This window comes from Dactylosporangium sp. NPDC049140 (assembly GCF_040648435.1).
Map to the genome: position 1 here is coordinate 89,405 of NZ_JBEZDS010000036.1, position 24,607 is coordinate 114,011.

The window sequence follows — 24,607 nt, forward strand, 5'->3', positions numbered from 1 at the left end:
CGGCCGCGGGTTCGTCGCCGACGCCAGCGAGCCGTCCGCCACCTGGCTCGACACCTATATCCACCCGCCGCCGGAGCACGAATGAGCGGCCCGGATGATCGGCGGCGCGATCAGGGCTGAGCCGCGATGGTGCGGGTAGCACCCGGCGATGGGTACCTCCACGCTGCCGCCGACGCAGGACCCGCCGTTCCACGCGCTGTCGGCCGCCGAGGCCCTGGCCGCCGAGCACGTCGAGGCGCAGGCCGGGCTGACGCCTGACGAAGTCGAGCGGCGGCGGGGGACGTACGGGCCGAACCGGTTCACCGAGGCCGGCCGGGAGCCGCGATGGCGGGCGTTCGTGCGGCAGTACGCCGACCCGATGCAGATCGTGCTGCTGGTGGCCGGCCTCGGCAGCGTGTATCCGCTGCGGCAGTACGGCACCGGCCTGCTCCTCGTCGCGCTGACCCTGTTCAACGCCGTGCTCGGGCTGCGCCAGGAGGGCAAGGCCGCGGCCGCGGTGAGCGCGCTGCAGCAGGCGATGATCACCCGGGCCCGGGTGCGCCGCGACGGGCGGACCGACTCGGTGCCGGCGGAGGAACTCGTGCCCGGCGACGTGGTGCTCGTCGAGGCCGGCGACCGCGTGCCGGCCGATGGGCGGCTGGTGCGCACCGCCCGGCTCGAGGTCGACGAGTCGGCGCTGACCGGGGAGAGCGTGCCGGTCGGCAAGGACGCCGGCGTGGTCGCCGCGGCCGCCGCCGCGCTCGGGGACCGGGTCGACATGACCTACATGCACACCAGCGTCACCCGCGGCACCGGCGAGATGGTGGTCACCGCGACCGGCATGACCACGGAGGTCGGCCGGATCTCGGGGATGCTGCAGACCGGCAAGGAGCCGCCGACGCCGCTGACCCGGCAGCTGAGCCGGCTGACCAACCAGATCCTGCTCGTCGCCGGCGTCGCGCTGCTGGTGTCGGTCCTGCTGAGCCTGGCCCGCGGCAACACCTTCGACGTGGTGTTCACCGCGGCCATCGCGTTCGCGATCTCGGCGATCCCGACCGGGCTGCCGGCCGTGGTGACCACGATCCTGTCGCTGGGCACGCAGCTGCTCGCCCGGGCCAACGCGATCGTCAAGCGGCTGCGCTCCACCGAGACCCTCGGCTCGACGTCGGCGATCAACTCCGACAAGACCGGCACCCTGACGCTCAACCAGATGACTGTCGCGGAGCTGGCGATCCCGGGCCGGCGGTACACGGTGTCGGGCACCGGCTACGCCGCCGACGGGGACATCCGGCGGGTGGCGGGCGACCCCGACGTACCGCTGGAGCCCTATCTGCTGCCGATGGCGCTCGCCGGCGATGCCGTCGTCACCGCCGGGCGGCTCGTCGGCGACCCGACCGAGGGCGCGCTCGTGGTGCTCGCCGAGAAGGGGCACCTCGACGTGGCCGCGACCCGGGAGCGGTACCCGCGGATCGCCGAGGTGCCCTTCGACGCGGCGTACAAGCTGATGGCCACCTACCACCGCATGACCGACGAGTCCGGGCGCGACGTGGTGCGCTGCTTCGTCAAGGGCGCCCCGGACCAGCTGCTCGCGCGGGGCGCGCTGGACGACGAGCGCCGGCGGCGGTACCTCGCCGAGAACGAGCGCATGGCCGGGCAGGGCCTGCGCGTGATGGCCACGGCCCGCCGCGACTTCGACCCGGCGACGTTCGACCCGCACGGCGACCTGCTCGGCACCCTCGACGAGCTCACCCTGCTCGCGCTGGCCGGCATCGTCGACCCGCCGCGGCCGCAGGCCCGGGACGCGATCGCCCAGGCGCACGCGGCCGGCGTCCAGGTCCGCATGATCACCGGCGACCACGCGGTCACCGCGAGCGCCATCGCCGGGCAGCTCGGCATCACCGGCCGGGCCATCACCGGGGCCGACTTCGCGGCGATGGACGACGAGGAGGCGGTGCGCGAGATCGACGGCATCGGGGTCATCGCCCGGGTCACGCCGGAGCACAAGGTACGCCTGGTGGAGATCCTGCGCCGCAAGGGCCACATCGTCGCGATGACCGGCGACGGGGTCAACGACGCCCCGGCGCTCAAACACGCCGACATCGGCATCGCGATGGGCATCACCGGCACCGACGTGTCGAAGGAGGCCGCCGCGATGATCCTCACCGACGACGACTTCGCCACGATCGTCAAGGCGGTCGCCATCGGCCGGGCGCTCTACGACAACCTCAAGCGGTACGTGTACTTCCAGATGGGCGCCCTGATCGGGTTCATCGCCACCTTCCTGGGGGCCGGCATCCTGGGCATCGCCGCGGGGCTGCCGTTCCTGCCGCTGCAGTCGCTGTGGGTCAACTTCACCGTGCACCTGCTGCAGTCCATCGGGCTCGGCTACGGCCGCCCCGAGGAGGACATCATGCGCCGCCCGCCCCGCCCCGCCGACGAGCCGCTGCTGGCCGGGCGGACCCTCGCGTGGCTCGGCGTGCTCGGGGTCGTGCTGGGCACGGTGACGCTGGCCGTGCTCGCGGGGACCGACGTCCGGCACGACCTCGACACCGCCCGCACCATGGGGCTGACGACCTTCTCGCTGCTGAGCCTGTACCTGTCCGCCACCGTCCGCAGCGACACCCGCTCGGTGTTCAGCCTCGACACGTTCGACGACCACCGGTTCCTGGTGACCAGCGGCCTGTCGCTGCTCACCATCGTCCTCGCCACCGAGTTCGCCCCGCTGCAGGTGCTTCTGCACACCGTCCACCTCGACCTCGCCGAGTGGCTGGTCTGTGCCGTGGCGGCGGCGTCGGTACTCGCGGTGACGGAGCCGCGCAAGGCGCTGCTGCGCCGGAGGGAGGCCCGCAATGCCCAAGCATCAGCGTGACCGCATCGCCGAGCTCATCGCCCCGCTGCGGGTCGAGCCGGGCCGCCGGGTCCGGCTGCCCCGTGACTTCGACCCCGGCTACACCGGCGATCTCGTGCACAAGCGCGACGGCGCCGAGCTGCTCGAGCGCGGGGTGGCGCTGCTCGCCGACCACCAGGCGCGGCTGGCCGCCGAGGGCACCCGGGGCGTGCTCGTCGTGCTCCAGGCCCTCGACGCCGGCGGCAAGGACGGCACCATCCGGCACGTCATGAGCGGCGTCAACCCGCAGGGCGTGCGCGTGCACAGCTTCAAGGTGCCCAGCGCCGAGGAGCGGGCCCACGACTACCTGTGGCGGTACAGCCTGCGGCTGCCGGCCCGCGGCGAGATCGCCATCTTCAACCGTTCCCACTACGAGGAGGTGCTCGTCGTGCGGGTGCACGACCCGGAGGCGCCGGCGTCACACTGGCGGGACCGGTTCCGGGCCATCAACAACTGGGAGCACCACGTCGCCGCGAGCGGCTTCCACATCGTGAAGCTGTTCCTCAACCTCAGCCCCGAGGAGCAGCGCCGGCGCCTGCTGGCCCGCATCGACGAGCCGGCCAAGAACTGGAAGTTCTCCGCCTCGGACCTCGCCGAGCGGCAGCACTGGGACGACTACCAGCGCGCCTACGCCGACCTGCTGTCCCACACCAGCACGGACTGGGCGCCGTGGCACGTGATCCCGGCCGACCAGAAATGGTTCGCCCGCATCGCCGCGGCCGCCGTCATCGCCGACACGCTCATGGCGATGGACCCGCGTTACCCGACCCTCGACCGCAAGGCGCGCCGGGACCTCAAGCAGTTCCGCGGCGCCCTGGAGGACAAGTGAACGGCCGGGAGCGGCTGCAGCGGCTCGGGCGGACCGGCTGGTCGGTCGCCGGGCTGGTCGGCGGGGCGGCGCTGGCCGCGGCGGCGGTCGCGGTGCTGGTACCGCTGGTCATGCCCCTGCTGCTCATGGTCGTCATCGCCATCACCGTGCAGCCGCTCGTGGCCCGGCTGCGGCGGATCGGCCTGGCCCAGGGGCCCGCGGCGCTGGTCGGGGCGCTCATCCTGCCACTCGGCCTGGTGTTCGTCGCCGCGCTGCTCGTGTGGGTGCTGACGCTGCAGGCCGCGGAGTGGCGCCCGGCCCTGGCCGAGGCCGGCCGGCGGCTGCAGGATGCGCTCGGGGCCGACCCCGTGCAGACGATCCTGCAGTCGGCGTCGTGGCGCGCCGCGCTGCTCGGCGTCGGCTCGGCCGTGACCGGCGGGGCGATCGCGCTCGGGCAGGCCGTGGTCGGCCTGCTGGTCGGCACGTACCTGCTGTACTACCTGCTGCACGACGGACCCCGCTGGGGCGCGGCGATCGAGCGGCGGCTCCCCACCGAGATCGACCCCGACCACCAGCTCGTCCGGCGCTCGTCGGTGCAGCTGCGGCGGTACATGGTCGGCACCACCGTCGTCGCGGCCATGGACGCGTCCGTGATCACGTTCGGCGCGGCCGTACTGCGGGTGCCGTTCCTGCTCACGATCGCCGTCGTCACGTTCGTCGCCGCGTTCGTGCCGTACCTCGGCGCCTGGGTCTCGGCCGCGTTCGCGGTGCTGCTCGCGCTCGGCTCGGGCGGCGCCACCGCGGCCGTGTGGATGCTCGTCATCGTCCTCATCACCCAGAACCTCCTCGAGGGCGTCCTGCGCCCGCTCATCTTCGGCCGCGCCCTCGACCTGCACCCGGTGGCGGTGCTCGCGGCCACCGTGGTGGGCGCGGCGGTGGGCGGGCTGTGCGGGGTGTTCCTCGCCCCGCCGCTGACCGCGATCGTCCGCTCGTGGTGGAAGGTCCGCCGCGCCGCGCGTCCACCCGACGCCTGACCGGAGGGTAGAAGGCGGGCCGCGCGGGTTATCCCGGCTGACCTCGCGAACCAACGCGCTCATCCACGGGCTGCCGCCCAGCGTCGTACGGCTGCTGCTGGCCGACGGCTGCTTCGTGCTCGACATCGCCGACCACGACATGCAGGCGTTCCCGCAGCTGCGCGACGTCGAGCCCACGGACTCGGGCGGCCGCGGGCTGCACCTGGCGCGGCAGCTGTCGCTCGACGTCGGCTGGTACGCCACCGTCGACGCCAAGCACATCTGGGCCTCGTTCCCGGCGGTCACGACGACCCCGGAAGGGTGATGGTGGTACCACCCGGGACCGCCACCCTCGGGGTATGGAGACTGCCCCGATCGAGCGCCACGGACTGATCGGCGATCTGCAGACCGCCGCCCTCGTCGCCGAGGACGGGTCGATCGACTGGTTCTGCGCGCCGCGTTTCGACTCACCCAGCATCTTCGCCGCCCTGGTCGACGACGGGCACGCCGGCGGCGGGCTCTGCCGGTTCCGGCCCGAGCGCGACGACTTCGTGAGCCGCCAGCTGTACCTGCCCGGCACCGCCATTCTCATCACGCGCTTCATGAGCCCCGAGGGCGTCGGCGAGGTGCTCGACTTCATGCCGGTCACCGGCGACGAGCCGGCCGAGCGGCACCAGATCGTGCGCGTGATGCGGATGGTCCGCGGCCACGGCCGGTTCGTGTTCGAGTGCTCCCCCGCGTTCGACTACGGGCGGGCCGAGCCGGACATCGACATCACCGAGTCCGGCGTCGTGTTCACCGGCGGCGGCCAGGCGCTCACCCTCAACCCCGGCCGCACCGAGCTGGCGAGCCAGATCGAGCGGGTCAACGGCGGCGTCCGGGTCGTGCTCGACGCGCACGAGGGCGACAGCGGCGGGATGGTGCTTACCACGGGACCGTCCGAGACGCCCCGGACCGTCGCGACGGACGAGATCTGGCGGCTGTACGGGCGGACGCGCGACTACTGGCGCGGCTGGGTCGGGCAGTCGCGGTACACCGGCCGCTGGCGCGAACAGGTGGAGCGCTCGGCCGTCACGCTCAAGCTGCTGACCTACGCCCCGACCGGCGCCCCGGTCGCGGCCCCCACCGCGGGGCTGCCCGAGTTCGTCGGCGGGGAGCGCAACTGGGACTACCGCTACACCTGGATCCGCGACGGCTCCCTGTCCGTGCACGCCCTGCTCGGCCTGGGCTACCGCGACGAGGCCCGGGCGTTCCTGAGCTGGCTGCGCGACCGGGTGACCGAGGGCGAGCCGCGCATCATGTACCGCATCGACGGCTCCACCGACCTGCCCGAGCTCAGCCTGCAGCACCTGCGCGGCTACCGCGGCTCGAAGCCGGTCCGCATCGGCAACGACGCCAACGGCCAGCTCCAGCTCGACATCTACGGCGAGGCCCTCGACGCCATGTACCGCGGCTTCCGCTCCGGCCTGCGCCCGGCCTACGACGGCTGGAGCGCGTTCACCCGCAGCATCGACCGGCTCTGTGACTCGTGGGACCGGCCCGACGACGGCATCTGGGAGTCCCGCAGCGGGCGGCACGACAACACCTTCGGCCGGCTCATGTGCTGGGTCGCGTTCGACCGCGCCATCCGCATCGCCCGCGTGCTCGGCGCCCCGGCCGACCTGCCCCGGTGGACCGCCGCCCGCGACGCCGTCTACAACCAGGTGATGGCCCGCGGCTGGAACCCGGCCGCCGAGACGTTCACGCAGCACTACGAGACCGACGTGGTCGACGCCGCCCTGCTCTACATGCCGATCGTCGGCTTCATCGCCCCGGAGGACCCGCGCTGGCTGTCGACGCTGGACGCGATCGACGAGCACCTCGTCTCGGACAGCCTCGTGTACCGCTACGACCCGCTCAAGTCCCCGGACGGTCTCGCCGGCGCCGAGGGCACCTTCTCGATGTGCACCTTCTGGTACGTCGACGCGCTCGTGCGCGCGGGCCGCCTCGACGAGGCGCGCCTGACGTTCGAGAAGATGCTGACGTACAGCAACCACGTCGGCCTGTACGCCGAGGAGATCGGCCCGACGGGGGAGCAGCTGGGCAACTTCCCGCAGGCGTTCTCCCATCTCGGCCTCATCAACGCGGCGATCCGCCTCGACCGGGCCCTGGGCTGACACGATGGGGGCATGATGATCGCCGAGGGCCGGGGTGGCTTCCCCTGGGGCCTGCTCGTGGTGGCGGACGCGGACTCCGACTTCGCCACGCTGCCCGACGAGCCGGAGCGCGACGTGCCGCTCGTCGCGGGCGAGGACGCGATCGTGTGCCGCGTCGCCCCCGCGGTGTTCGACGACGTGACCGTGCGCGTCTGGCGCGACGCCCCCGGCCCGGCGCTGACCGGGCCGCCGATGGGCGCGGCCCCGATCGCGGTGCCGTCGGGCCGCCTCGTCATCGGCGACGTCGAGCGCGAGTCCCCGGCCACGATGACCGTGCACCTCCCACCGGGGCACTACGACGTCGAGGCGTACTTCGACGAACCTGACTGGCCCGAGGCGGTCGACCTCGTCCTGCGTACGTCGAGTAGCTGACAGAACCCGAGTATTTCGGGGCACTCGCCGGGGCTCTTTGTGAGGCCTGGTGCGGGAGAGCCGCACCGCCGCACGAAGGGAACGCCCCATGCATCTCTTCCGTCCCCTGCTCCGGTACCGCGGTCCGTACCTGCGGATCGGCGTCAACGTCGGCCGGCTGGCGCGGTTCACGCGCCACGAGCTCACGGTGCTGCCGCTGCTCGAGTTCGACCGCGTCAAGGCGCCGTCGGCGATCTGGGGCATGGCGCGCGACGACGACTTCGAGTCCGAGGGCGTCGATGACAAGACCATCGAGTGGGTCACCACGCACGCCGCGGCGGTCAAGGCGGCGAAGTGGAAGAAGCGCACGTGGGTGGTCATCGACGACAAGGGGCACAAGTACTCGACCCTGATCTACGGCGGGCAGCTCAGCGAGCTCGCCCGGGCGCGGTACTACGGGGCCGGCGACTACAGCGAGGTCATCGCGGCGCTGCTGAGCTGCTTCGCGCCGTCGCCGCGCCGCGACGCCTGGATGACCGAGCTGCCGCTGGAGTGGGCCGGCCAGGACGAGGGGTACGTGCCCCGGGCCCTGACCCAGGAGGAGCTCACGCCCGAGCGGATCGCCACGATGGAGTCGCTGACCGCCCTCGGCAGCAACATCATCGAGCGCTCGCACGTGAAGGTCTCCCGCAAGGGCAAGTACCTCATCATCCAGTACCTGGCCAGCACGCGCCGGTTCAACCACGGCCTGGACGGCTACGCCGAGCACCGCCACATCGTCGACCTCGAGACCGGCGACATCTTCTTCCAGGCCAACGGCGAGGGCCGGCACGCCGTCCGCACCGTCGACGGGATCAACAACCCGCTCGCCCCGTTCGTGTTCGACGTGATGCTGCGCTCGTTCTTCGCCTGGAACCGCCTCCTCGACGAGCGGGCCAAGGCGCGCCGCGAGTCCGGCGACACGAGCGCGGAGACGCTCGACATCCTCCGCAAGCCGCGGGAGGCGCACCAGGCGCTCAACGAGTACCTGCGGCGCACCGACAAGCGGCTGTTCCTGCACCGCCAGCTGGCCTGGGCCCTCGACTTCGCCAGCGGCCTGTCCCGCACGGCCCGGCTGATCTTCGGCGGGGAGGTGGTCGGCGCGCCGTCCGTGCTCGGCAAGCCGCGGCCCAAGACCGGCGGCGGTGGCGGCGACGGTGGCCCGTCGGGCGGCGGCACCACCCTGCAGCAGTCGGTCGCACCGATCCTGCCGTTCCTGGTGCTGCTGGTGTACTTCCTCGACGAGGAGCCCGACGAGGTCGGCGACGACGAGGAGCCGGACTACAACTCGATCTTCGTCGCGCTCGACGAGCGCGACCGGCCGATCGCCCAGGCGCCGCTGAAGCTCTTCTCCGAAGAGGAGATGTAGCCGGCGATGCCCGCCTCCGGCGTCATCCCGGCCGTGACCGAGGAGCTGCTGGCGTGGGCCCGGGCGGCCGGCCTGACGGTCGCGTCCGGCCCACCGGCCGGCGATCGGTCGCAGGTGTACCTCTGGCTGCTCGGCCTGCTGCCGGAGCAGCAACTGCGCCCGGGCGAGGGCGTCGCGGCGGTACGGCTGCGGCTGCGGTACCTGTGCTGCGCCGGCCGCCCCGACGACCTCGCCTCGCTGGACCGGCTGCTGCAGGCCACGGTCGGCGGCCCGCACCCCGCGGTGTTCGAGCCGGTCCCCGCCGAGCTGTGGCTCAGCGCCGGACTGGCCCCACGCCCCGCCTTCCACCTCGACGTCGTCGCCCGGCTCGAGCGCCCCGTGCGGGCCGTGCCGCGGGTCACCGGGCCGCTGCAACTGCGGACCGCGCCGATGGCGACCCTGCACGGCACCGTGCTCGGCCCCGGCGGCGTGCCGCTGCCCGGGATGCGGGTCGAGACCGCGGACGGGCGGGTCGGCGCCGAGACCGATCGCGCCGGGCGGTTCGCGCTGCCCGGCGCGGTCGCCGGCGGCCCGGTCGCGCTGCGGCTCAGCGGCCGCGGCCGGCACTTCCAACACCAGGTTCCCGCGGACGGTCAGCCCGCGGTGATCCGCTGCGAGTTCAGAGAGGACTGACATGCCCCACTACGCATCACCCGGCATCTACGTCGAAGAGGTCAGCGGCGGCGCCCGGCCGATCGGGGCGGTGGGCACGAGCACCGCCGGCTTCGTCGGCACCGCCCCGGACGGCGGCGCGCGGCGCAACGAGGCCGTCGCGATCGGGTCGTGGTCGGAGTTCCTGCGTGCCTTCGGCGGCGAGGGGCCCGGCAGCAGCACCGCGCTGTCCCGCGCCGTGTACGGCTTCTTCGACAACGGCGGCGGCCGCTGCTACGTCGTAAACGTCGGCCCGGGCGAGCCGATCGGCGGCACCGGGCGCGCTCGCAGCGGCCTCGGCCTGCTCGAGGCCATCGACGAGATCGCGATCGTGGCCGCTCCCGGCTACAGCGACGCCGCCTCCCACGAGGAACTGCTCAAGCACTGCGAGGCCCTCGGCGACCGGGTCGCGATCCTCGACCCGCCCGAGGAGCCGGCCGAGGTCGAGCGGTTCACCCGCGTCGCGACCGCCGCCGTGCCGAAGAAGCCCAAGGGCGACGGCGACGCCCCGCCGGCTCCGGTCAACGACGGCGCGCTGCGGCCGCGCCAGTCCGACTACGGCACCTTCTACCTGCCGTGGCTGGTCGTGCGCGACCCGATCACCGGCGAGATCGTGCCGACGCCGCCGAGCGGGCACGTGGCCGGCATCTGGGCGCGGACCGACACGCTGCGGGGCGTGCACAAGGCGCCCGCCAACGAGCCGGTGCGCGGGGCGCTCGACCTCACGTACCGCATCACCCGCGCCGAGCAGGAGCTGCTCAACCCGGCCGGGGTCAACTGCATCCGCTACTTCCCGGCCGAGGGCATCCGCGTGTGGGGCGCCCGCACGCTGGCCGCCGAGGCCTCGGAGTGGCGCTACCTCAACGTGCGGCGGCTGTTCAGCATGCTCAAGGAGTCCATCGCCGACGGTACCCGCTGGATCGTCTTCGAGCCCAACGACGAGCAGCTGTGGCGCTCGATCCGCCGCGACGTCGGCGCGTTCCTCACCCGGGTCTGGCGCGACGGCGCGCTCATGGGCGCCTCCCCGCAGCAGGCCTTCTTCGTCAAGTGCGACGCGGAGACCAACCCGCCGGAGGTGCGCGACGCCGGCCAGGTCGTCGCGCTCATCGGGGTCGCGCCGGTGAAGCCGGCCGAGTTCGTCGTGTTCAAGCTCAGCCAGTCGTCCGTCGGCACCGAAGCGCAGTAAGGGAGCCCCGCCAATGACCACGCCACTGAGTGCGCCCGCCGCGACCCCGGCGGCCCAGCCCGGCAACTGGGTCGACCCCTACCGGGCCTACAACTTCAAGCTGCTCGTCAACAACGTGACCGAGGGCCACTTCACGGAGGTGACCGGGCTCGGGGTCAAGGTCGAGCGGATCTCATACCGCGAGGCCGGCAACAACAGCGTCGTGCGCGCGATCCCGAGCCGCGTCACCTATCCGCCGGTCACGCTGCGCTTCGGCCTGACCCGCTCGGCCGACCTGTGGGAGTGGCTCATGACCGCGGTCGAGGGCCGGGTCAGCCGCCGCAACGCCTCGATCGTGCTGCTCGACTCGTCCGGCTCCACCGAGGTACTGCGCTGGAACCTCATCAACGCCTGGCCGCAGGAGTGGTACGGGTCGCCGCTGGACGCCATGAGCCGGGAGCTGGCCATCGAGACGCTGTCGCTGGCGCACGAGGGTCTGCAGCGGGAGGCCGGCGGTGGCCCGGCGGCGACTGCGTAACGGCCTCGCCGCGGGGCTGCGCCGCGGGGCGGCCCGGGCGCGCCGGCTCGCCGAGCGGGCCGAGCGCCTGGCCGACCGCCTGGCGGCGCCGCCCCCGCCGGTCCTCGACCCACCGTTGCCGTTCGAAGACCAGCTGCTCCCGCTCGAATCCGACGTGGACCTGGATCTGCCCCCGGACCTGACCCCGCCGTCCAGGCCGGCGCGACCTCCGCAGCACTGGCTCGACGTGGTCAACCGCCGCGCTCCCGTGGGCGCGGGGCCGTCGGCGGACTTCGGCACGGCACGGTTCCCGGAACTGTCCGCACCGGACTCACCGGGCCCGTCCGCACCGGCCTCCGTCGCACCGTCCACACCGGACAATGCGGCGTCCCGGCCGGTTGGGACCGACTTCGAGCCGTTGCGCGCCCGCCCGGAATTCGGGCGGCCGTCGTCCGCGCCGGACGCTCGGTCGGCTTCCGGCGAGCCGGCGTCCGCGCCGGACGTTCGGTCGGCTTTCGGGTGGCCGTCTTCAGCGCCGGCCGGCCGGCCGGAGGTTCGGTCGCGAATCGGTGACCCGGGCCACGGCGAGCCGATGCCGGCCCTCGGCCCGGTCGTGCACGCGGACGAGGCCGCGAGCCCGGGGTGGGACGGGAGCCCCGGCGCGATCCGGCCGGGGGACTGGCCCGAACTGCCCGACGACACAGCACAGTGGACGGTCGCGCCGCGCCCGCGGCGCCGTGAGCGCGACCGGTACCTGGACGAGGAACAGCGAGGACTGCCATGGAACGCGTAGCGTTCATCGTCGACACGACCGGTGAGCGGATCGACTGCCTGCTCAACCCGGAGACCTTCGAGGTCAGGCGGCTGGCTGGGGTGCGCACCCCGGCGGCCGGGGCCGAGCCCATCGTCGGGCGCGGCCGGGCCGACGACCCGGTGCGCTACACCGGCGGCGGCCGCACGGAGCTGCAGCTCGACATGGTCTTCGACGTCGGGCTGATGGAGACGGCCGGGGCGCCGCAGGACGTGCGCGCGCTCACCGCGCGGCTGTGGAACCTGGCCGAGAACTCCGCCCAGGAGCTGGGCAACGGCCGGCCGCCGCTCATCCGGCTCGTGTGGGGCAAGTCGTGGAACGTGCCCTGCGTCGTGTCGGCGATCGCCGAGCGGTTCGACGCGTTCAACTCCGGCGGCGCGCCGGGGCGCTCCTGGATCCGGCTGAAGCTGCTGCGCGTCGGCGAGCCGGACGCCGCCTCGGCCCGCTCGTTCGACGACGAGCTGACCCGCTCCGCGACCGCGACGGCCGGCGCCGACCGCCCGGCCGCGGTCGAGGCGATCGGCGACGGCGGGCGGCCGGACGGGGCCCCCGGCTCGGCCCGCCTGGACCTGCTCGCCGCCGAGGCGCTCGGCAGCCCGATGCGCTGGCGCGAGCTGGCCGCCCACAACGACGTCGTCGACCCCCTCGCCGTCACCGCGGGCACCGTCCTGGCCGTGCCCCCGGATGGGAGCGCGCCGTGATCCCCGCGGTCGAGGTGCGGGCCGGGGGCGCGGCGCTGCCCGACGGGTGCCGGGTGCGGGCGGTCCGCGTGGCGCGGCGGCTCTCCCAGCCCGCGCAGTGCGAGCTCACCCTCGACGACCCGCTGGGCCGGGCGACGGAGCTGCTCGGCGTCGCGATCACCGTGCGGGTGGCCGGCGACGGGCAGGACCTGTTCGCCGGGGAGGTCACCGGGGCCGACGTGGTCCGCGCCGCCGACGGCGAGGCCGGGTCGCGGCTCGTCGCCTACGACGCGCTGCACCGGCTGCGCAAGCGGCAGACCCCGCGGTGCTTCGAGAACGTGGACGCCGCCGGGCTCGCCGAGGCGATCGCCGGCGGGATCGGGCTGAGTGTCGAGGCCGGGGAGCGCGGGCCGCGCTTCGAGCGGATCGTGCAGCACCGCCAGCGCGACCTGGAGGTGCTGGTCGCCACGCTCGCCCGGGTCGGGCTCTATGCGGCGGTGGACGGCGCTGCGCTGCGCCTGGTGTCGCTGGCCGGCCACGGCGAGGCGGTCGCGCTGCGGTACGGCCGCAACCTCCACCGCGCCGAGGTCGCCGCCAGCCTGGAGCGCGCCGTGGCCCGATGCACCGCGTCGGCCTGGCGGCCCCGCACCGCCGACCTGCTGACGGCCGCGGCCGAGCGCCCCGGCGGCGGCCGGGACATCGGGCTGCGGCCCAGCCCGGGCACCGACGGCGGCGCGGGCACCCTGACGCTGCTCGACGAGGCCGCCGGCGGGGCGGACGAGCTGCAGGCGGTCGCGCAGGCGGCCCTCGACGCGAGCGACGCCCGCACGGTGGTGCTCGACGGGGTGGCCGACGGCGACCCGCGGCTGCGGCCGGGCGGGCGGGTCCGGGTCGACGGGATCGCTCCGGCCCTCGACGGCGGCTACGTGCTGACCGAGGTCATCACCACCGTCGACGCCGACGGGTACCTGGCCGCCCTGTCCACCCGGCCGCCGGAGCGCCCCGCGTCCCGCGGCGGGGCGGCGCTCACGCTGGGCACGGTCACCGACGTCGGCGACCCCGACGGCTGCGGCCGGGTCCGCGTCGGGCTCGGCGCCGTCGCCGGGCTCGACCTGGGCTGGCTGCCGGTGCTCGTGCCGGGGGCGGGCGCCGGCCGCGGCCTCGTGGTGCTGCCCGACGTCGGCGACGCGGTGCTGGTGGCGCTGCCCCAGGACGCGTACGGCGGCGCGCTCGTCGTCGGCTCCCTCTACGGCACCGCGGCCGCGCCCGACGGGGCCGGGGTCGAGGGCGGCCGCGTCCGGCGCTGGTCGATGCGGACCGCGTCCGGCCAGTCCGTCGTCGTCGACGACGAGCGCCGGTCGCTGCGCCTGCAGAACGACGCCGGCTCCTACGTCGAGCTGGGCCCCGACCTGCTGCGCCTGCACGCCGCGAGCGACCTGGTGCTGGAGGCGCCCGGCCACGGCATCACGGTCCGGGCCGGCACCGTCGACTTCGAACACGCGATCATCGCCGTCCCGGGAGGTCCCTCGTGAAGCTCGTGACCCTGGCCGCCGTGGTCCGCTGCGGGCACGACGGCCGCGTGCAGAACGCGGCCTCGCAGACGTGGGTGCGCGCCGCCGGCGGCCCCGTGCTCGTCGACGCCGACCCCGAGCGGCGGCCCATCGCGGGCTGCCCGAACATCGGCCCGACGATGAAGCCGTGCACCACGACGCTCGCCGTGAGCGCCGGCTACAGCTCGTGGCTGCGCATCGACGGCCGCCGGATCGTGCTGTCCAACCTGGACGGGCTCACCGACGGCACGGTACCCGGCACCGTGCACTACACCGTCCGGGATCCGGGCCAGGGCCTCGCGGGGGCCGACGCATGAGGGCGATCCGCTTCCTCGACAACGGCCTCGCGGTCACCGCGGCCGGGACGCTGTCCATGGTGGAGGGCGACGCGGCCGTACGACAGGCGCTCCTGCTGCTGCTCGCGATCACCCCCGGCGAGCGGCTGATGCGGCCGGAGTACGGCTGCCACCTGAACCGGCTCCTGTTCGCGCCGAACGACCAGACCACCGCCGGGCTCGCCGTGCACTACGTGCGCCAGGCGGTCCAGCGCTGGGAGCCGCGCGCCGACATCGTCGAGCTCGACGCGGCGGCGGACCCCGACCGCCCGACGCGGCTCAACATCCGGCTGCGCTACCGGGTGCGGGCCACGGCCGCGCTCGGCGTCATCGACCTGCCCCTGGACCTCGCGCCGGCCGAGCCCGGTACACCCGCATGAGGAGCCCGTCATGAGCCTTCCGGCCCCGAACCTCGACGACCGCGCCTTCGCCGACCTCGTCCGCGAGGCCCGCGAGCGCATCGCCCGCACCTGTCCCGAGTGGACCGACCTGTCCGTGCACGATCCCGGCATCACCCTGGTCGAGGCGTTCGCGCACCTGACCGAGGTGCTGCTGTACCGGCTCAACCGGGTCCCGGAGAAGACGTACGTCGAGTTCCTGAACCTGCTCGGGGTGGCCCGCCGCCCGCCCGCCGCCGCGTGGACGGCACTCACCTTCGCCCGCACCGGCGAGGACCGGCCGCGCGTGGAGATCCCGGCCGGCACCGCGGTCCTCGCCGCGGCCGGCGCCGACCCGCGCCCGGTGGCGTTCGTGACGACCGAGCCGGTCGTGCTCGCCGAGGGCGCCGCGGAGGCGAGCGTCCGCGGGCACCACTGCGAGCCGGTCGCCGCCGAGCTGCTCGGACTCGGCACCGGACGGCCCGGCCAGGTGCTGCGCACCGCGCACGCCCCGCTCGTCACCACCACCGAGCCGTTCGACGTCATGCTCGGCGTCGAGACCCCGGCGGGCGAGGTCGCCGACGGCACGGCGGCCCGGGACTTCGGCGGCCGCTCCTTCGAGATCTGGCATCCGGTGGACGGGTTCGCCGGCCTGGCCCCGGACGCCCGCGTGTACCTGCTCGACCGCAGCACCGGCACCGTCACGTTCGCCCCGGCGGTCGACGACGCCGGGGTGCCGGTCGCCGCGGTCCCGGCCGCGGGGCGCGAGGTGCGGCTGTGGTACCGCACCGGCGGCGGCCCGTCCGGCAACGTCGCCGCGGGCACGCTCACCGCGCTGCGCGAGCCGATCCCGGGCGTGCGCGTCACCAACCCCGACCCGGCGGTCGGCGGCCGCGAGATGGAGCGGACCGAGGCGGCCCTGACCCGCGGCCCGTACGAGTTCTTCGCGCTGCGCCGGGCCGTCACCGCCCGCGACTTCGAGCTGCTGGCCACGTCGGCGTCTGCGGCCGTGGCGCGCGCCAAGGCGTTCACCCGCAGCAGCATGTGGGCGTTCGCGCGCCCCGGCGAGGTCGAGGTGGTGCTCGTACCGCACGTCGGGGAGGAGTCGCGGACCGGCGGGCGGCTGCCGATGGCCACGATGCTGGGCCGGCAGACCGAGGACGTGCGGGCGCAGACCCAGGGCGACCTCGACGCCCGGCGGGCGCTCGGCACCAAGGTCCTGGCCGGCTGGGCGCGGTACAAGGCGGTCTCGGTCCGCGGCCGGGTCGTCGTCGGCCCGCACGAGGACGTCGACGCGGTACGGCGGCGCGTCAACGACCGGCTGCACGCCACCATCAGCCCGCTGCCGACCCCGGCCAGCCCGACCGGCTGGGCGTTCGGCGAGCCGCTGCGCGCGTCGAACGTGTACCGGATGCTGGAGCAGGCCGAGCCCGGCGTGCGTTACGTCGAGGACGTCCGCTTCGTGCTCGACGAGGTGCCCGACGGCGCCGTGCGGGCCGTGGCCGCCGACCGCTACCAGCGCGACACCTGGTACGCGGGCAGCGCCGGGCTGCTGTTCCGCTCGACCAACGGCGGTGCCGGCTGGGAGACCGTCGGCCGGTTCCCGGGCGAGGACGTGCGGATCGTCGCGGTCGCCCCGGAGGCGGCCCGGCCGGGCATCGTCGCGCGCCCCGGGCACCTCGCGGTCGTGACCCGCGACGCGGACGGCGGCTCGGTGGTCCGGGTCTCGGCCGACCTGGGCGAGACGTGGACGCTCGTGGCCGCGCTGGAGCCCGCCGTCGCCGATGTGGCCTGGATCGACCGCGAGGGCGCGGCCGCGCTGCTGTGCGCCACGGACGCGGGGCTCTACGAGGTCGCGGCGGAGGCGGGGGCGGTACCGCTGCAGATCCTGGTCGCACCGTCCGACCCCGACCGGGGCTTTGCCGGCGTGCGGGCCTTCGTGTCCGAGCGCGGCGTGCACGGCGTCGCGGTCGCGGCCCAGGCCCAGCTGGGGGTCTATCTGTCGGTCGAGGGCGGCGCGGCCGGCTCGTTCGTGCCCATCGGGCTGGCCAAGGTGGACGCGCGGGCGCTCGAGGTGCAGTACGACGGGCCGGCGACGGTGCTGTGGGTCGGGGCCGGCGAGTCCGACCCGAACAAGCCCGGCCAGGGCTGCCACCGGGCCCGGCTGTTCGAGGCCGACGTGCGCTGGGAGCGGCTCGGCGCCGGCTGGTCCGGCGGCACCTGCTGGGACATCGACTTCGACGGGCCCACGGTGCTGGCCGCGACCCAGAGCGCCGGCGTGCTGCGCCTCGACGGGGCCGCGCCCTCCCCCCAGTGGGTGCCGGGCAGCGTCAACAGCGGGCTGCCGCTGCGCGACCGGACCCGGTTCGCGCCGGTGTCCTCGCTGGCCGCCGGCGCCCCCGGCGGCCAGCCCCGCCGGGTGCTCGCCGGGACGGGCAGCGGCGTCTACCGCACCGACGACGGCGCCGGATGGGCGCTCACCGCCGGGCGGGAGACCACCGGCCCGGTGACGATCCCGGAGACCTGGCTGCTCTGCTCGGCGGAGCACGACATCGAGGTGGTGCGCGCCGATGCGACGGACTGAGATCGAGCGCCTGCTGCCGGCGGTGTACCAGCGGGCCGCCGGGGGCGGAGCCCTCGCCGCGCTGCTGGACGTCATGGAGGGCATGCACGAGCCGGTCGAGCGCCGGCTGGCCGCGGTCGAGGACCTCGTCGCGCCCTACCGGGCCCCGGACGCGTTCCTGCCGTACCTGCTGAGCTGGCTCGCGATGGACCACCTCGGGCGCTCGCTGCCCCCGGGCCGGCGCCGCGACCTCGCCGCGCGCGCCGGTGAGCTGGCGCGGGCCCGCGGTACCGCCGCCGGGCTCTGCGCGCTGCTGGGCACCGTCACCGGCGTCGGCGGATTCGCGGTCGACGAGCCCGCCGACCGGCCCTTCCACATCGTCGTGCGGGTGCCCGAGGCCGCCCGCGACCAACTACCGCTGATCCGGATGGCGGTGGCGCTGGAGAAGCCCGCCGCCGTCACCGTCGACATCGCCTGAGCCGCCTGACTCGCCTGACTCGCCTGACTCGCCTGAGTCGTCACAAGGAGGAACCTTCATGTCCACCAGCTGGGTGGTCACCACCGCCGCCGAGCGCATCGCGCTCGACGACGCCAAACAGGGTGAGACCACCTTCACCGTCACCAACCCCGGGACGCGCGCCGACCGCGCGGTCTTCGAGGTCGTCCCCGGCGACAGCGCGGACCCGGCGTGGTTCACCGTCGACCAGCCGCAGCGGCAGGTCGCGGCCAGCGGGTCGGCGTCCTTCCTGCTCGCCGTCGCGGTGCCCGCCGGCGCCGCGCCCGGCACCTACGAGGTCCGCGGCCGCGTGTACTCGTCCAGCGAGGCGCCCGAGGAGTCCTCGGTGCTGAGCAACCGGGTCGTCTTCGACGTCGCCGCCCCGCCCGCGGCGCCGCGGCGCCGGATCCCACTGTGGATCATCGCGGTCGCGGCCGGGCTCGTCGTCGTCACCGGCATCGTGGTCACGCTCGTGGTGACCCTCGGCGGCGGCGATGGCCAGGCCGGGCGGCCCCAGCCGGCGGTCGCCGGGTCGGGCCCGGCCACCGTGCCCGACGTGACCCAGCTCAACGAGGCCCAGGCCGCGTTCGAGCTGCGCCGCTCCGGGCTCGTGCCCGGCCTCGTCAAGCACCGCAACGACTCCACCCGCAACGACACCGTCGTCGAGCAGAGCGTCAAGGCCGGGTCCACGCTGCAGAAGGGCGACGCGGTCGGCCTGGTCATCGCCGTGCGGCTCGCCCCGCCGGTCCCAAAGACGGCCGACAACGCGACGATCAGCCTGAAGGACGGCAAGCTGGAGTGGGACCAGGCCGAGCCCTACGTCACCCATTGGTCGGTCGCCTACTGGCCCAAGATCTGCATCGGGCAGAACCAGAACCCGCCCACGCTGGCGTGCGCTTTCGTCTCGGTGGCCATCGTCCGCGTCGACGCGCGCTCGGCCGTGCCGCCGCTGCAGCCCGCCCGGTCGAACCTGAGCCCGGCCCCGTACGACGTGTACAACCTGGACTTCGACGGAACCTTCCAGTGGACCGTCGCCGCGGTGGACGACTTCGGCATCGTGGGCCCGGCCAGCCCGGTGCGCACCGGGACGCTGGGGTTCTGACATGAGCTCGAAGCGGATCGCCATCCTCGTGATGGCGGCGATCGCGGTGCTGTACGTGCTCTCCGCGGTCAACCACACCGGCGGCGACGCCGCGGCGCTGCAGCGGCCCGGCGGGTTCGTCGGATGGCTCGGGCGGTGGCTCGGCGGCACTCCCGACGCCGACCGGAAGGACCTGAGCGCCCCGTGCCTGAGCGAGGCGCGGCTCACGGTCACCAACGGCACCTGCACGCTCAAGGTCGCCGCGGCCCCGGCGGACCAGCGCAACGTGCGGCTTCGCAGCGACAGCAACCTCGCCGTGCAGGCCCCGGCGCCCGGCCGCGACACCCTCGTGCGCAGCGACGTCGAGGCCGGCGCCACGGTCAGCGTCGCCGTCGGCAAGGCCGGCGCCGACATCGACGTCATCTGCGCGGGCGAGCGCACCTGCGTGCTGACCCTGGTGACGGGGGAGTGAGCCCGATGAACCTCGAGCGGCTGCGCACCCCGTTCTTCCTCATCGCCCTCGTCGCGATGGCGCTCGTCGTCGCCGTCGAGCTCGGCGAGCACCTCATCGTCGGCGGGTTCGACGCCGGCACCGCGCTGACCGGTCAGGCCGCGGCGGCCGGGCTCGACGTCCCGGCCGGCGGGCAGGTCGAGCGGCCGGCCGGGCTGGGCGTGCCGTACCTCGCCCTCGTCGACGCCGCCGCCCTGTTCACCGTCGCGCTCATGGCCGCCGGGCTCGTGGTGCCGCAGCGGCTGCAGGGCCGGCTGCAGGGGATCGTGACGCTGGTCTTCGCGATCCTGCTGCTGCTGGCCGCGGCCGGGCTGCTGGTGCTCGCGATCGCCAAGCTGATCCTCATGGTGACCCTGCTGCTGGCGTTCCCGTTCGGCACGATCGCCTACCTGATCGGGTTCGGGTTCTTTCCCCGCGGTACCGCCGTCGTCATCCTGTCGCTGCTGATGTTCCTGAAGTTCGTGTTCGCCGGCGCGCTTGCCGCGGCGCAGCAGCGCTTCCTGCAGAACAAGGGCCTCGTGGCGCTCGTGCTCACGTCGCTGCTGTGCACCGTGGTGGTGAGCCTGCTGCACGGCGTGGTGCCGGGCGTGCTGGTGAGCATCACCGACGCGGTGGCCGGGATCGTGTGCGCCATCGCCGGGATCGTGTGGGCGATCGTGCTGCTCGTCGGCGCGATCGTCGGCATCGTGACCGCGGTCCGGGCGACGGCCGACGCGGCCCGCACCGCGGCGGTGCCCGCGATCGCGGCCTGAGCGCTCACGCGCCGAAACAGGCGAAGACGCCGGTGCTGTACCGGTGCGCCGGGTCGGCGGCCAGCTGCGCGGCGGCCAGGGCGGCCGCCGCGTCGCTGCCGGCGGCGAGGCGCTTGTGCACGTCGCTCATCAGGGCCGCGGTCGCCCGGTCGTCGACCGGGCCGGTGCTGGCCACCACCGAGCGGGTGCCCAGCTGCAGCAGGGCGCTGGTCAGCCCGAGCAGCTCCTCGCCGAGGTGCACGGCCGCGACGCCGGTGTCGCAGCCGGACAGCACGAGCGTGCCGGGCGCGGTCCGCAGCGCGGAGAGGTCGTAGATGGTGAGCGGGCCGTCGGTGAGCCGCAGCGCGGAGAACAGGCCGTTGTCGGCGCGGAAGTCGCCGTGGCAGGCGATGTGGCCGATCCGGGCGCCGTCGAGCGCGGCGAGCACGTCGGCGACCCGGGCCCGCTCGCCGTCCAGGACCCGTGATCCGGGCGCGTACCCGGCGATGCGGGCCACCTCGGCCCGCGCGTGCGGCGGGTCGGACGGGCCGACGAGCACCGGGCGGCCCGTGGGCTCCGGCGTGCGGTACGCCCGCCACCACATCGCCGCCGAGGGCGCCACCCGCACCGGCCGGCCCCGGCAGCTGGGCAGCAGGGCCCAGGGCACCGCGTGCAGCCGCGCCACCGGCGCCAGCACCAGGTCCCGGTCGCCGATGCGGTCCGCGAGCGGGGACAGCAGGGCCGCGTCGAGCACGTTCGCGGCGTGCCGGGCCGCGGCCTCCGCGGCGGCCGTGTGCCCGCGCGCCGCCACCAGCCGCCGCTGCGCGAACCGCAGCCCGGCGAGCTCCTCGGCCACCGGCGCCAGCTGCCCCAGCGGCCGGTGGGTGACCTCCCCGCCGGCCACCACGAGCGCGTGCAGGACGCCGCCGACCGCGACGAAGTCGACCAGGGCGGCCGGGCCGAGCGCCGCGGTCAGCTCGGCCGGCCCCGGCGGGCCGCCCGCCGACGGGCCGTTGCCCTGCGCCTGCCACGCGCGGGCCCGCACCCGCGCCTCCAGGTCGTGCTGCCAGCGCATGAGCCGCCCGGAGTCCGCGGCGCTGACCGGCGCCGCGGACAGGTCGGCGTGCACCCGGCGCAGCATCGCCAGCCCGCGGGTGACCACCGGGTCGGCGCTCGGCCGGGCCGGCGGCAGCCACAGCGTCGCGGCGCTCGTGCGCTGGGCGGCCGCCAGCATCCGGGCCGGCTCCTCGTGCGCCACGGCGAGCTCCAGCCGCAGCTCGGCCAGCTCGGCGACGGTGGCGCCGCTGCGCACCCGCAGCTCGGTCGCGCCCAGGCTGGCGCGGTGCACCTCGAACTCGGCGAGCCCGGCGTCGGCGTGGCGGATCGCGGCGGCCACGTCACCGCCGGCCCGCGCCGCCCGGGCCCGCTCGTGCCACAGCCGGGCCCGCAGCGCCGCCGGTGCGCGCCGGGCCGCCCCGGCCGCGGCGGCGAGCCCCAGCCGCACGCGTTCGGGATCCTTGAGGTGTACCGCGAGCTGCACCGAGTCGAGCCAGGCCTCCCATGCCGGGATGAGCCACCCGGCGCGGCCCAGCGCCGCCGCGGTGTCCTGCAGCCGGCGCAGCGTGCCCCGGTGGGCGGCCCCGGCCGCGACGGTCGCGGACAGCTCCACGGCCAGGGCCCGCAGCGCGAGCAGCGGCCGGCCGTGGGCGCCGAACGCCCGCCGGGCCGCCCGGGCCGTCGCGCGCGCCTCGGCGGCCCGGCCCCGGGCCAGCGCGATCCGCGCCACCAGCAGCGCCGCCTCGCCCCGCACCGCGTCGAGCCGCCCCCGCGCGCCGGCGTCGAGGGCCTCCTGGGCGGCCCGCTGCGCCTCCGGCAGCAGCCGCACCGACTGCAGCAGCTCGGCCAGGTCGAGCAGGCCGACCGCGTCGGGCCCGGTCCGGCTCAGCTCCGGCCGGGCCCGGGCGTAGCGGGCCAGCGCCTCGGGCACGTCGCCGGCCTGCGCGGCCACGAAGCCCCGGTTGTGCTGCACCTGCGCGGCGCCGGCGGGCAGGCCCAGCTCGGCGTAGAGGGCCGCCGCGGCGGCGAGGTCGGCCTGGGCGAGGCGGACATTGCCGTGGTACCCGTGCAGGATGCCGCGGTTGTTCAGCGCGCGGGCCTGCCACAGCCGGTCGCCGGCGCGCCGGAACACCCGCAGCGCCGTCCGGTAGCCGCGCATCGCCTCGTCGTCGCGGCCCAGCCGGCGCAGGATCACGGCCTGCTGCATGACCGCCCGGGCCCGGCGCAGCCCGTGCAGCCCGACCAGCGCCGCGTCGATCTCCCGCAGCGCGGCGGCCGGGCGGCCCAGGTCCTGCAGCACGAGCGCGAGGCTCATCCGCGCCTCGGCCGCCGGGGTCGCCCGATCGTGTCGTACCGCGACGGTCACCGCTTTCCGGAGATGTTCGGCGGCGGTCCGGGCGTCGTACGATGCCCGGGCGGCTAGGCCCGCCGCCCGGTGGGCCATCGACAGCGCCTCGGCGTCACGGGCCCGGCGGGCCGCACCCAGGGCCACCTCCGCGAGCGCGCGCGCCCGCCGCGGGTCGCCCGCCGCCGCCTCGATCGCCCGCGCCGCCAGCGCGAGCGGTTCGGAGGCTCCCTCGGTCACACGGCCGATCCTGCCACCACCGTGAGCTGTCGCCTACCCGACGTATCGATAGGATGGCCGGACCAGTCATCCTCTGCAGTCACCGACATCGAGGAGGAGCCGTGAACGCGTCGCAACGGTTGGAGCGGTGGCGGTCCCGCCGCGCCGAGCACCTGGCCGCCCTGCCCTGGCTGGTCACGGACACGGCCGGGGTCCGTCCGGTGCGCTACGTCGGCGGTGAGCTGCTCGCCCTCGACGAGCACTACGACGACGCCCGCGCCGCGGTCTCCGCCCAGGGCCACAACGCCGCCGACCTCGCCGAGGACGAGCCGCTGCCGGGCGTACGGCGCATCCGGGCCCGCGGGCTCGACCCGCTGCGCGCGGCCCGGCGGGTGCACGAGCGGGCCGGCCGGGGCGGGCTCGTCGGCCCCAACCACGTCCTGCTCGGCGCGCCCCACGAACAGGGTGGGCCGTTCGGCCGCCCCGTGGCCAGCCGGGCGGCCGCGATCGCCGCGCCCGGGGTCGAGGCGCCGGTGCGCGTGGCCGTCCTGGACACCGGGGTGTGGGCCGACAGCCCGCTCCCGCCGAGCCGGTACGCCGTCGGCGCGTCCGACTACGAGACCGTCGTCGACGCCGACCTGGACTCGGTGCTGGACTCCGACGTCGGCCACGCGAACTTCATCGCCGGCGTCGTGCTGCAGGGCACCACCCGCGCGCAGGTGCGCATCGTCAAGGTGCTGGACTCCTTCGGCGTCGGCACCGAGCTCGACCTGGCGCTGCGCATCGCCGGCCTCGGCGACGCCGACGTCCTCAACCTGTCGCTCGGCGGGTACACCGCCGACGACCAGCCGCCGGTCCTGCTCGGCGCGGCCCTCGACCGGTTCCTCTCCGGCCGCGACCGGGTCGTCGTCGCCGCGGCGGGCAACGACGGCCAGGCCGGGCTGCCGTACTGGCCGGCCGCGTTCGCCGCCGCCGACGTGCCCTGGAAGGACCAGGTCGTCGCGGTGGCCGCCCACGACGGCACGGCCGTGTGCCCGTGGAGCAACACCGGCCCGTGGGTGAGCCTGGCGGCGCCCGGGGCCGACGTCGTCAGTACGTACATCAACCACCCCGACTTCGGCACCGGATGGGCGGCCTGGAGCGGCACGTCGTTCGCGACCCCGCACGTGGTCGCCGCGATCGCCGAGGCGGCGCACCCCGGGGCGGTGGTGGCGGCGGCGAAGATCGTGCAAACCGGTGCCGCGCACAGCTTCGCCGGGTACCCTACGATCTTGTGACGACCTTCGATCCCACGATCGCGCTCATCGAGGCCGCCGACGGGGATCAGCGCGCCTGGGACGCACTGGTGACGCGCTACTCCGGCCTGGTCTGGGCCACCGCCCGCAGCTTCCGGCTGGGCGACGCCGACGCCGCCGACGTGTTCCAGGCGACCTGGTTCCGGCTGGTGGAGAAGCTGCACCAGATCCGTGACGGGGCGGGCCTGGGCGCCTGGCTGGCCACGACGGCCCGGCACGAGGCGATCGACATGCTGCGACGGCGCGGCCGGGAGTCGCCGGCCGACCTCGACGACCACATGTCGGTCATCCGGTCGACCTCCGGCCTGCCGGAGGAGTCGGTGCTGCGGGCCGAGGAGGAGCGGCTGCTGTGGCAGACCATCCGGCGCCTGCCGGACCGGTGCTCGCGGCTGCTGCGGGCGATGGGCACCGACCCGGTCCCGACGTACGCGGAGCTGGCCGCGGCCCTGGACGTGCCCGTCGGCAGCATCGGCCCGACCCGCGCCCGCTGTCTCGGCCAGCTGCGCACCCTGATGGCGGCGGCGCTGTGACCTACGAGGAGGAG

The 24,607-nt window shown here is 75.2% G+C and carries 23 protein-coding genes; 22 read left to right on the plus strand and 1 reads right to left on the minus strand.

Features of this window, described 5'->3' with window-relative positions; all coding sequences use genetic code 11:
• Positions 1 to 148: 148 nt before the first annotated feature.
• The 20 genes from AB0B76_RS40410 to AB0B76_RS40505 all read left to right on the plus strand — a co-directional run bounded on the left by AB0B76_RS40410 (position 149) and on the right by AB0B76_RS40505 (position 20,169).
• Complete coding sequence (locus tag AB0B76_RS40410) at positions 149 to 2,848, plus strand: cation-transporting P-type ATPase (RefSeq protein WP_360385668.1); 2,700 nt, start codon at positions 149 to 151, stop codon at positions 2,846 to 2,848.
• Positions 2,829 to 3,695: a PPK2 family polyphosphate kinase gene (locus AB0B76_RS40415; protein WP_360385670.1), complete on the plus strand. Its 867-nt coding sequence runs from the start codon at positions 2,829 to 2,831 to the stop codon at positions 3,693 to 3,695. The genes AB0B76_RS40410 and AB0B76_RS40415 overlap by 20 nt, the downstream gene beginning before the upstream one ends.
• Positions 3,692 to 4,708 (plus strand): AI-2E family transporter, encoded by a 1,017-nt coding sequence (locus AB0B76_RS40420; RefSeq protein ID WP_360385672.1) that lies wholly within the window; start codon positions 3,692 to 3,694, stop codon positions 4,706 to 4,708. The genes AB0B76_RS40415 and AB0B76_RS40420 overlap by 4 nt, the downstream gene beginning before the upstream one ends.
• Positions 4,709 to 4,823: 115 nt before the next feature.
• The gene (locus AB0B76_RS40425; RefSeq protein ID WP_360385674.1) at positions 4,824 to 5,012 is read left to right on the plus strand and encodes a hypothetical protein; all 189 of its coding nucleotides are present in this window, start codon (positions 4,824 to 4,826) and stop codon (positions 5,010 to 5,012) included.
• A gap of 34 nt (positions 5,013 to 5,046) precedes the next feature.
• A complete protein-coding gene (locus AB0B76_RS40430) occupies positions 5,047 to 6,843 on the plus strand; it encodes a glycoside hydrolase family 15 protein (RefSeq protein ID WP_360385676.1) in 1,797 nt (598 codons plus the stop codon).
• A 12-nt stretch (positions 6,844 to 6,855) separates the two neighbouring features.
• Complete coding sequence (locus tag AB0B76_RS40435) at positions 6,856 to 7,254, plus strand: hypothetical protein (protein ID WP_360385678.1); 399 nt, start codon at positions 6,856 to 6,858, stop codon at positions 7,252 to 7,254.
• 88 nt (positions 7,255 to 7,342) lie between these two features.
• Positions 7,343 to 8,641, plus strand: coding sequence for a hypothetical protein (locus AB0B76_RS40440; protein ID WP_360385680.1), 1,299 nt, complete (start codon positions 7,343 to 7,345; stop codon positions 8,639 to 8,641).
• A gap of 6 nt (positions 8,642 to 8,647) precedes the next feature.
• The gene (locus AB0B76_RS40445; RefSeq protein WP_360385682.1) at positions 8,648 to 9,313 is read left to right on the plus strand and encodes a carboxypeptidase-like regulatory domain-containing protein; all 666 of its coding nucleotides are present in this window, start codon (positions 8,648 to 8,650) and stop codon (positions 9,311 to 9,313) included.
• Between the two features lies 1 nt (position 9,314).
• Complete coding sequence (locus tag AB0B76_RS40450; protein ID WP_360385684.1) at positions 9,315 to 10,517, plus strand: phage tail sheath subtilisin-like domain-containing protein; 1,203 nt, start codon at positions 9,315 to 9,317, stop codon at positions 10,515 to 10,517.
• Positions 10,518 to 10,530: 13 nt separating this feature from the next.
• Complete coding sequence (locus AB0B76_RS40455; protein WP_360385686.1) at positions 10,531 to 11,034, plus strand: phage tail protein; 504 nt, start codon at positions 10,531 to 10,533, stop codon at positions 11,032 to 11,034.
• Positions 11,012 to 11,806: a hypothetical protein gene (locus AB0B76_RS40460; protein WP_360385688.1), complete on the plus strand. Its 795-nt coding sequence runs from the start codon at positions 11,012 to 11,014 to the stop codon at positions 11,804 to 11,806. Before AB0B76_RS40455 ends, AB0B76_RS40460 begins: the two co-directional genes overlap by 23 nt.
• Positions 11,794 to 12,525, plus strand: coding sequence for a hypothetical protein (locus AB0B76_RS40465; protein ID WP_360385690.1), 732 nt, complete (start codon positions 11,794 to 11,796; stop codon positions 12,523 to 12,525). Before AB0B76_RS40460 ends, AB0B76_RS40465 begins: the two co-directional genes overlap by 13 nt.
• On the plus strand, positions 12,522 to 14,036 hold the full coding sequence (locus tag AB0B76_RS40470) for a phage baseplate assembly protein V (RefSeq protein ID WP_360385692.1): 1,515 nt from the start codon (positions 12,522 to 12,524) through the stop codon (positions 14,034 to 14,036). The genes AB0B76_RS40465 and AB0B76_RS40470 overlap by 4 nt, the downstream gene beginning before the upstream one ends.
• Positions 14,033 to 14,371, plus strand: coding sequence for a hypothetical protein (locus AB0B76_RS40475; protein ID WP_360385694.1), 339 nt, complete (start codon positions 14,033 to 14,035; stop codon positions 14,369 to 14,371). Before AB0B76_RS40470 ends, AB0B76_RS40475 begins: the two co-directional genes overlap by 4 nt.
• Complete coding sequence (locus AB0B76_RS40480) at positions 14,368 to 14,769, plus strand: GPW/gp25 family protein (protein WP_360385696.1); 402 nt, start codon at positions 14,368 to 14,370, stop codon at positions 14,767 to 14,769. The genes AB0B76_RS40475 and AB0B76_RS40480 overlap by 4 nt, the downstream gene beginning before the upstream one ends.
• Before the next feature lie 10 nt (positions 14,770 to 14,779).
• Positions 14,780 to 17,350: a baseplate J/gp47 family protein gene (locus AB0B76_RS40485; protein ID WP_360385698.1), complete on the plus strand. Its 2,571-nt coding sequence runs from the start codon at positions 14,780 to 14,782 to the stop codon at positions 17,348 to 17,350.
• Positions 17,337 to 17,807 (plus strand): phage tail protein, encoded by a 471-nt coding sequence (locus AB0B76_RS40490; protein ID WP_360385700.1) that lies wholly within the window; start codon positions 17,337 to 17,339, stop codon positions 17,805 to 17,807. The genes AB0B76_RS40485 and AB0B76_RS40490 overlap by 14 nt, the downstream gene beginning before the upstream one ends.
• A gap of 58 nt (positions 17,808 to 17,865) precedes the next feature.
• On the plus strand, positions 17,866 to 18,927 hold the full coding sequence (locus AB0B76_RS40495) for a PASTA domain-containing protein (RefSeq protein WP_360385702.1): 1,062 nt from the start codon (positions 17,866 to 17,868) through the stop codon (positions 18,925 to 18,927).
• 1 nt (position 18,928) lies between these two features.
• The gene (locus AB0B76_RS40500; RefSeq protein ID WP_360385704.1) at positions 18,929 to 19,378 is read left to right on the plus strand and encodes a hypothetical protein; all 450 of its coding nucleotides are present in this window, start codon (positions 18,929 to 18,931) and stop codon (positions 19,376 to 19,378) included.
• 5 nt (positions 19,379 to 19,383) lie between these two features.
• Positions 19,384 to 20,169: a hypothetical protein gene (locus AB0B76_RS40505; protein WP_360385706.1), complete on the plus strand. Its 786-nt coding sequence runs from the start codon at positions 19,384 to 19,386 to the stop codon at positions 20,167 to 20,169.
• Between the two features lie 4 nt (positions 20,170 to 20,173).
• Here the strand turns inward: AB0B76_RS40505 and AB0B76_RS40510 are convergent, their stop codons facing one another.
• A complete protein-coding gene (locus AB0B76_RS40510) occupies positions 20,174 to 22,789 on the minus strand; it encodes a CHAT domain-containing protein (protein ID WP_360385708.1) in 2,616 nt (871 codons plus the stop codon).
• Between the two features lie 101 nt (positions 22,790 to 22,890).
• Here AB0B76_RS40510 and AB0B76_RS40515 point away from each other — a divergent pair, with 101 nt between their 5' ends.
• Both AB0B76_RS40515 and AB0B76_RS40520 read left to right on the plus strand, forming a co-directional pair.
• Positions 22,891 to 24,045 carry a S8 family serine peptidase gene (locus AB0B76_RS40515; protein WP_360385710.1) on the plus strand — a complete coding sequence of 385 codons (1,155 nt, stop codon included), beginning with the start codon at positions 22,891 to 22,893 and terminating at the stop codon, positions 24,043 to 24,045.
• A complete protein-coding gene (locus AB0B76_RS40520; protein WP_360385712.1) occupies positions 24,042 to 24,593 on the plus strand; it encodes a sigma-70 family RNA polymerase sigma factor in 552 nt (183 codons plus the stop codon). Before AB0B76_RS40515 ends, AB0B76_RS40520 begins: the two co-directional genes overlap by 4 nt.
• Positions 24,594 to 24,607: the final 14 nt, after the last annotated feature.

Excerpts from the sequence above, each read along its gene's own strand:
- AB0B76_RS40410 (WP_360385668.1), top strand. The coding sequence starts at position 149 with ATGGGTACCTCCACGCTGCCGCCGACGCAGGACCCGCCGTTCCACGCG.
- AB0B76_RS40415 (WP_360385670.1), top strand. The coding sequence starts at position 2,829 with ATGCCCAAGCATCAGCGTGACCGCATCGCCGAGCTCATCGCCCCGCTG.
- AB0B76_RS40430 (WP_360385676.1), top strand. The coding sequence starts at position 5,047 with ATGGAGACTGCCCCGATCGAGCGCCACGGACTGATCGGCGATCTGCAG.
- AB0B76_RS40435 (WP_360385678.1), top strand. The coding sequence starts at position 6,856 with ATGATGATCGCCGAGGGCCGGGGTGGCTTCCCCTGGGGCCTGCTCGTG.
- AB0B76_RS40440 (WP_360385680.1), top strand. The coding sequence starts at position 7,343 with ATGCATCTCTTCCGTCCCCTGCTCCGGTACCGCGGTCCGTACCTGCGG.
- AB0B76_RS40445 (WP_360385682.1), top strand. The coding sequence starts at position 8,648 with ATGCCCGCCTCCGGCGTCATCCCGGCCGTGACCGAGGAGCTGCTGGCG.
- AB0B76_RS40450 (WP_360385684.1), top strand. The coding sequence starts at position 9,315 with ATGCCCCACTACGCATCACCCGGCATCTACGTCGAAGAGGTCAGCGGC.
- AB0B76_RS40455 (WP_360385686.1), top strand. The coding sequence starts at position 10,531 with ATGACCACGCCACTGAGTGCGCCCGCCGCGACCCCGGCGGCCCAGCCC.
- AB0B76_RS40465 (WP_360385690.1), top strand. The coding sequence starts at position 11,794 with ATGGAACGCGTAGCGTTCATCGTCGACACGACCGGTGAGCGGATCGAC.
- AB0B76_RS40480 (WP_360385696.1), top strand. The coding sequence starts at position 14,368 with ATGAGGGCGATCCGCTTCCTCGACAACGGCCTCGCGGTCACCGCGGCC.
- AB0B76_RS40485 (WP_360385698.1), top strand. The coding sequence starts at position 14,780 with ATGAGCCTTCCGGCCCCGAACCTCGACGACCGCGCCTTCGCCGACCTC.
- AB0B76_RS40490 (WP_360385700.1), top strand. The coding sequence starts at position 17,337 with ATGCGACGGACTGAGATCGAGCGCCTGCTGCCGGCGGTGTACCAGCGG.
- AB0B76_RS40495 (WP_360385702.1), top strand. The coding sequence starts at position 17,866 with ATGTCCACCAGCTGGGTGGTCACCACCGCCGCCGAGCGCATCGCGCTC.
- AB0B76_RS40500 (WP_360385704.1), top strand. The coding sequence starts at position 18,929 with ATGAGCTCGAAGCGGATCGCCATCCTCGTGATGGCGGCGATCGCGGTG.
- AB0B76_RS40505 (WP_360385706.1), top strand. The coding sequence starts at position 19,384 with ATGAACCTCGAGCGGCTGCGCACCCCGTTCTTCCTCATCGCCCTCGTC.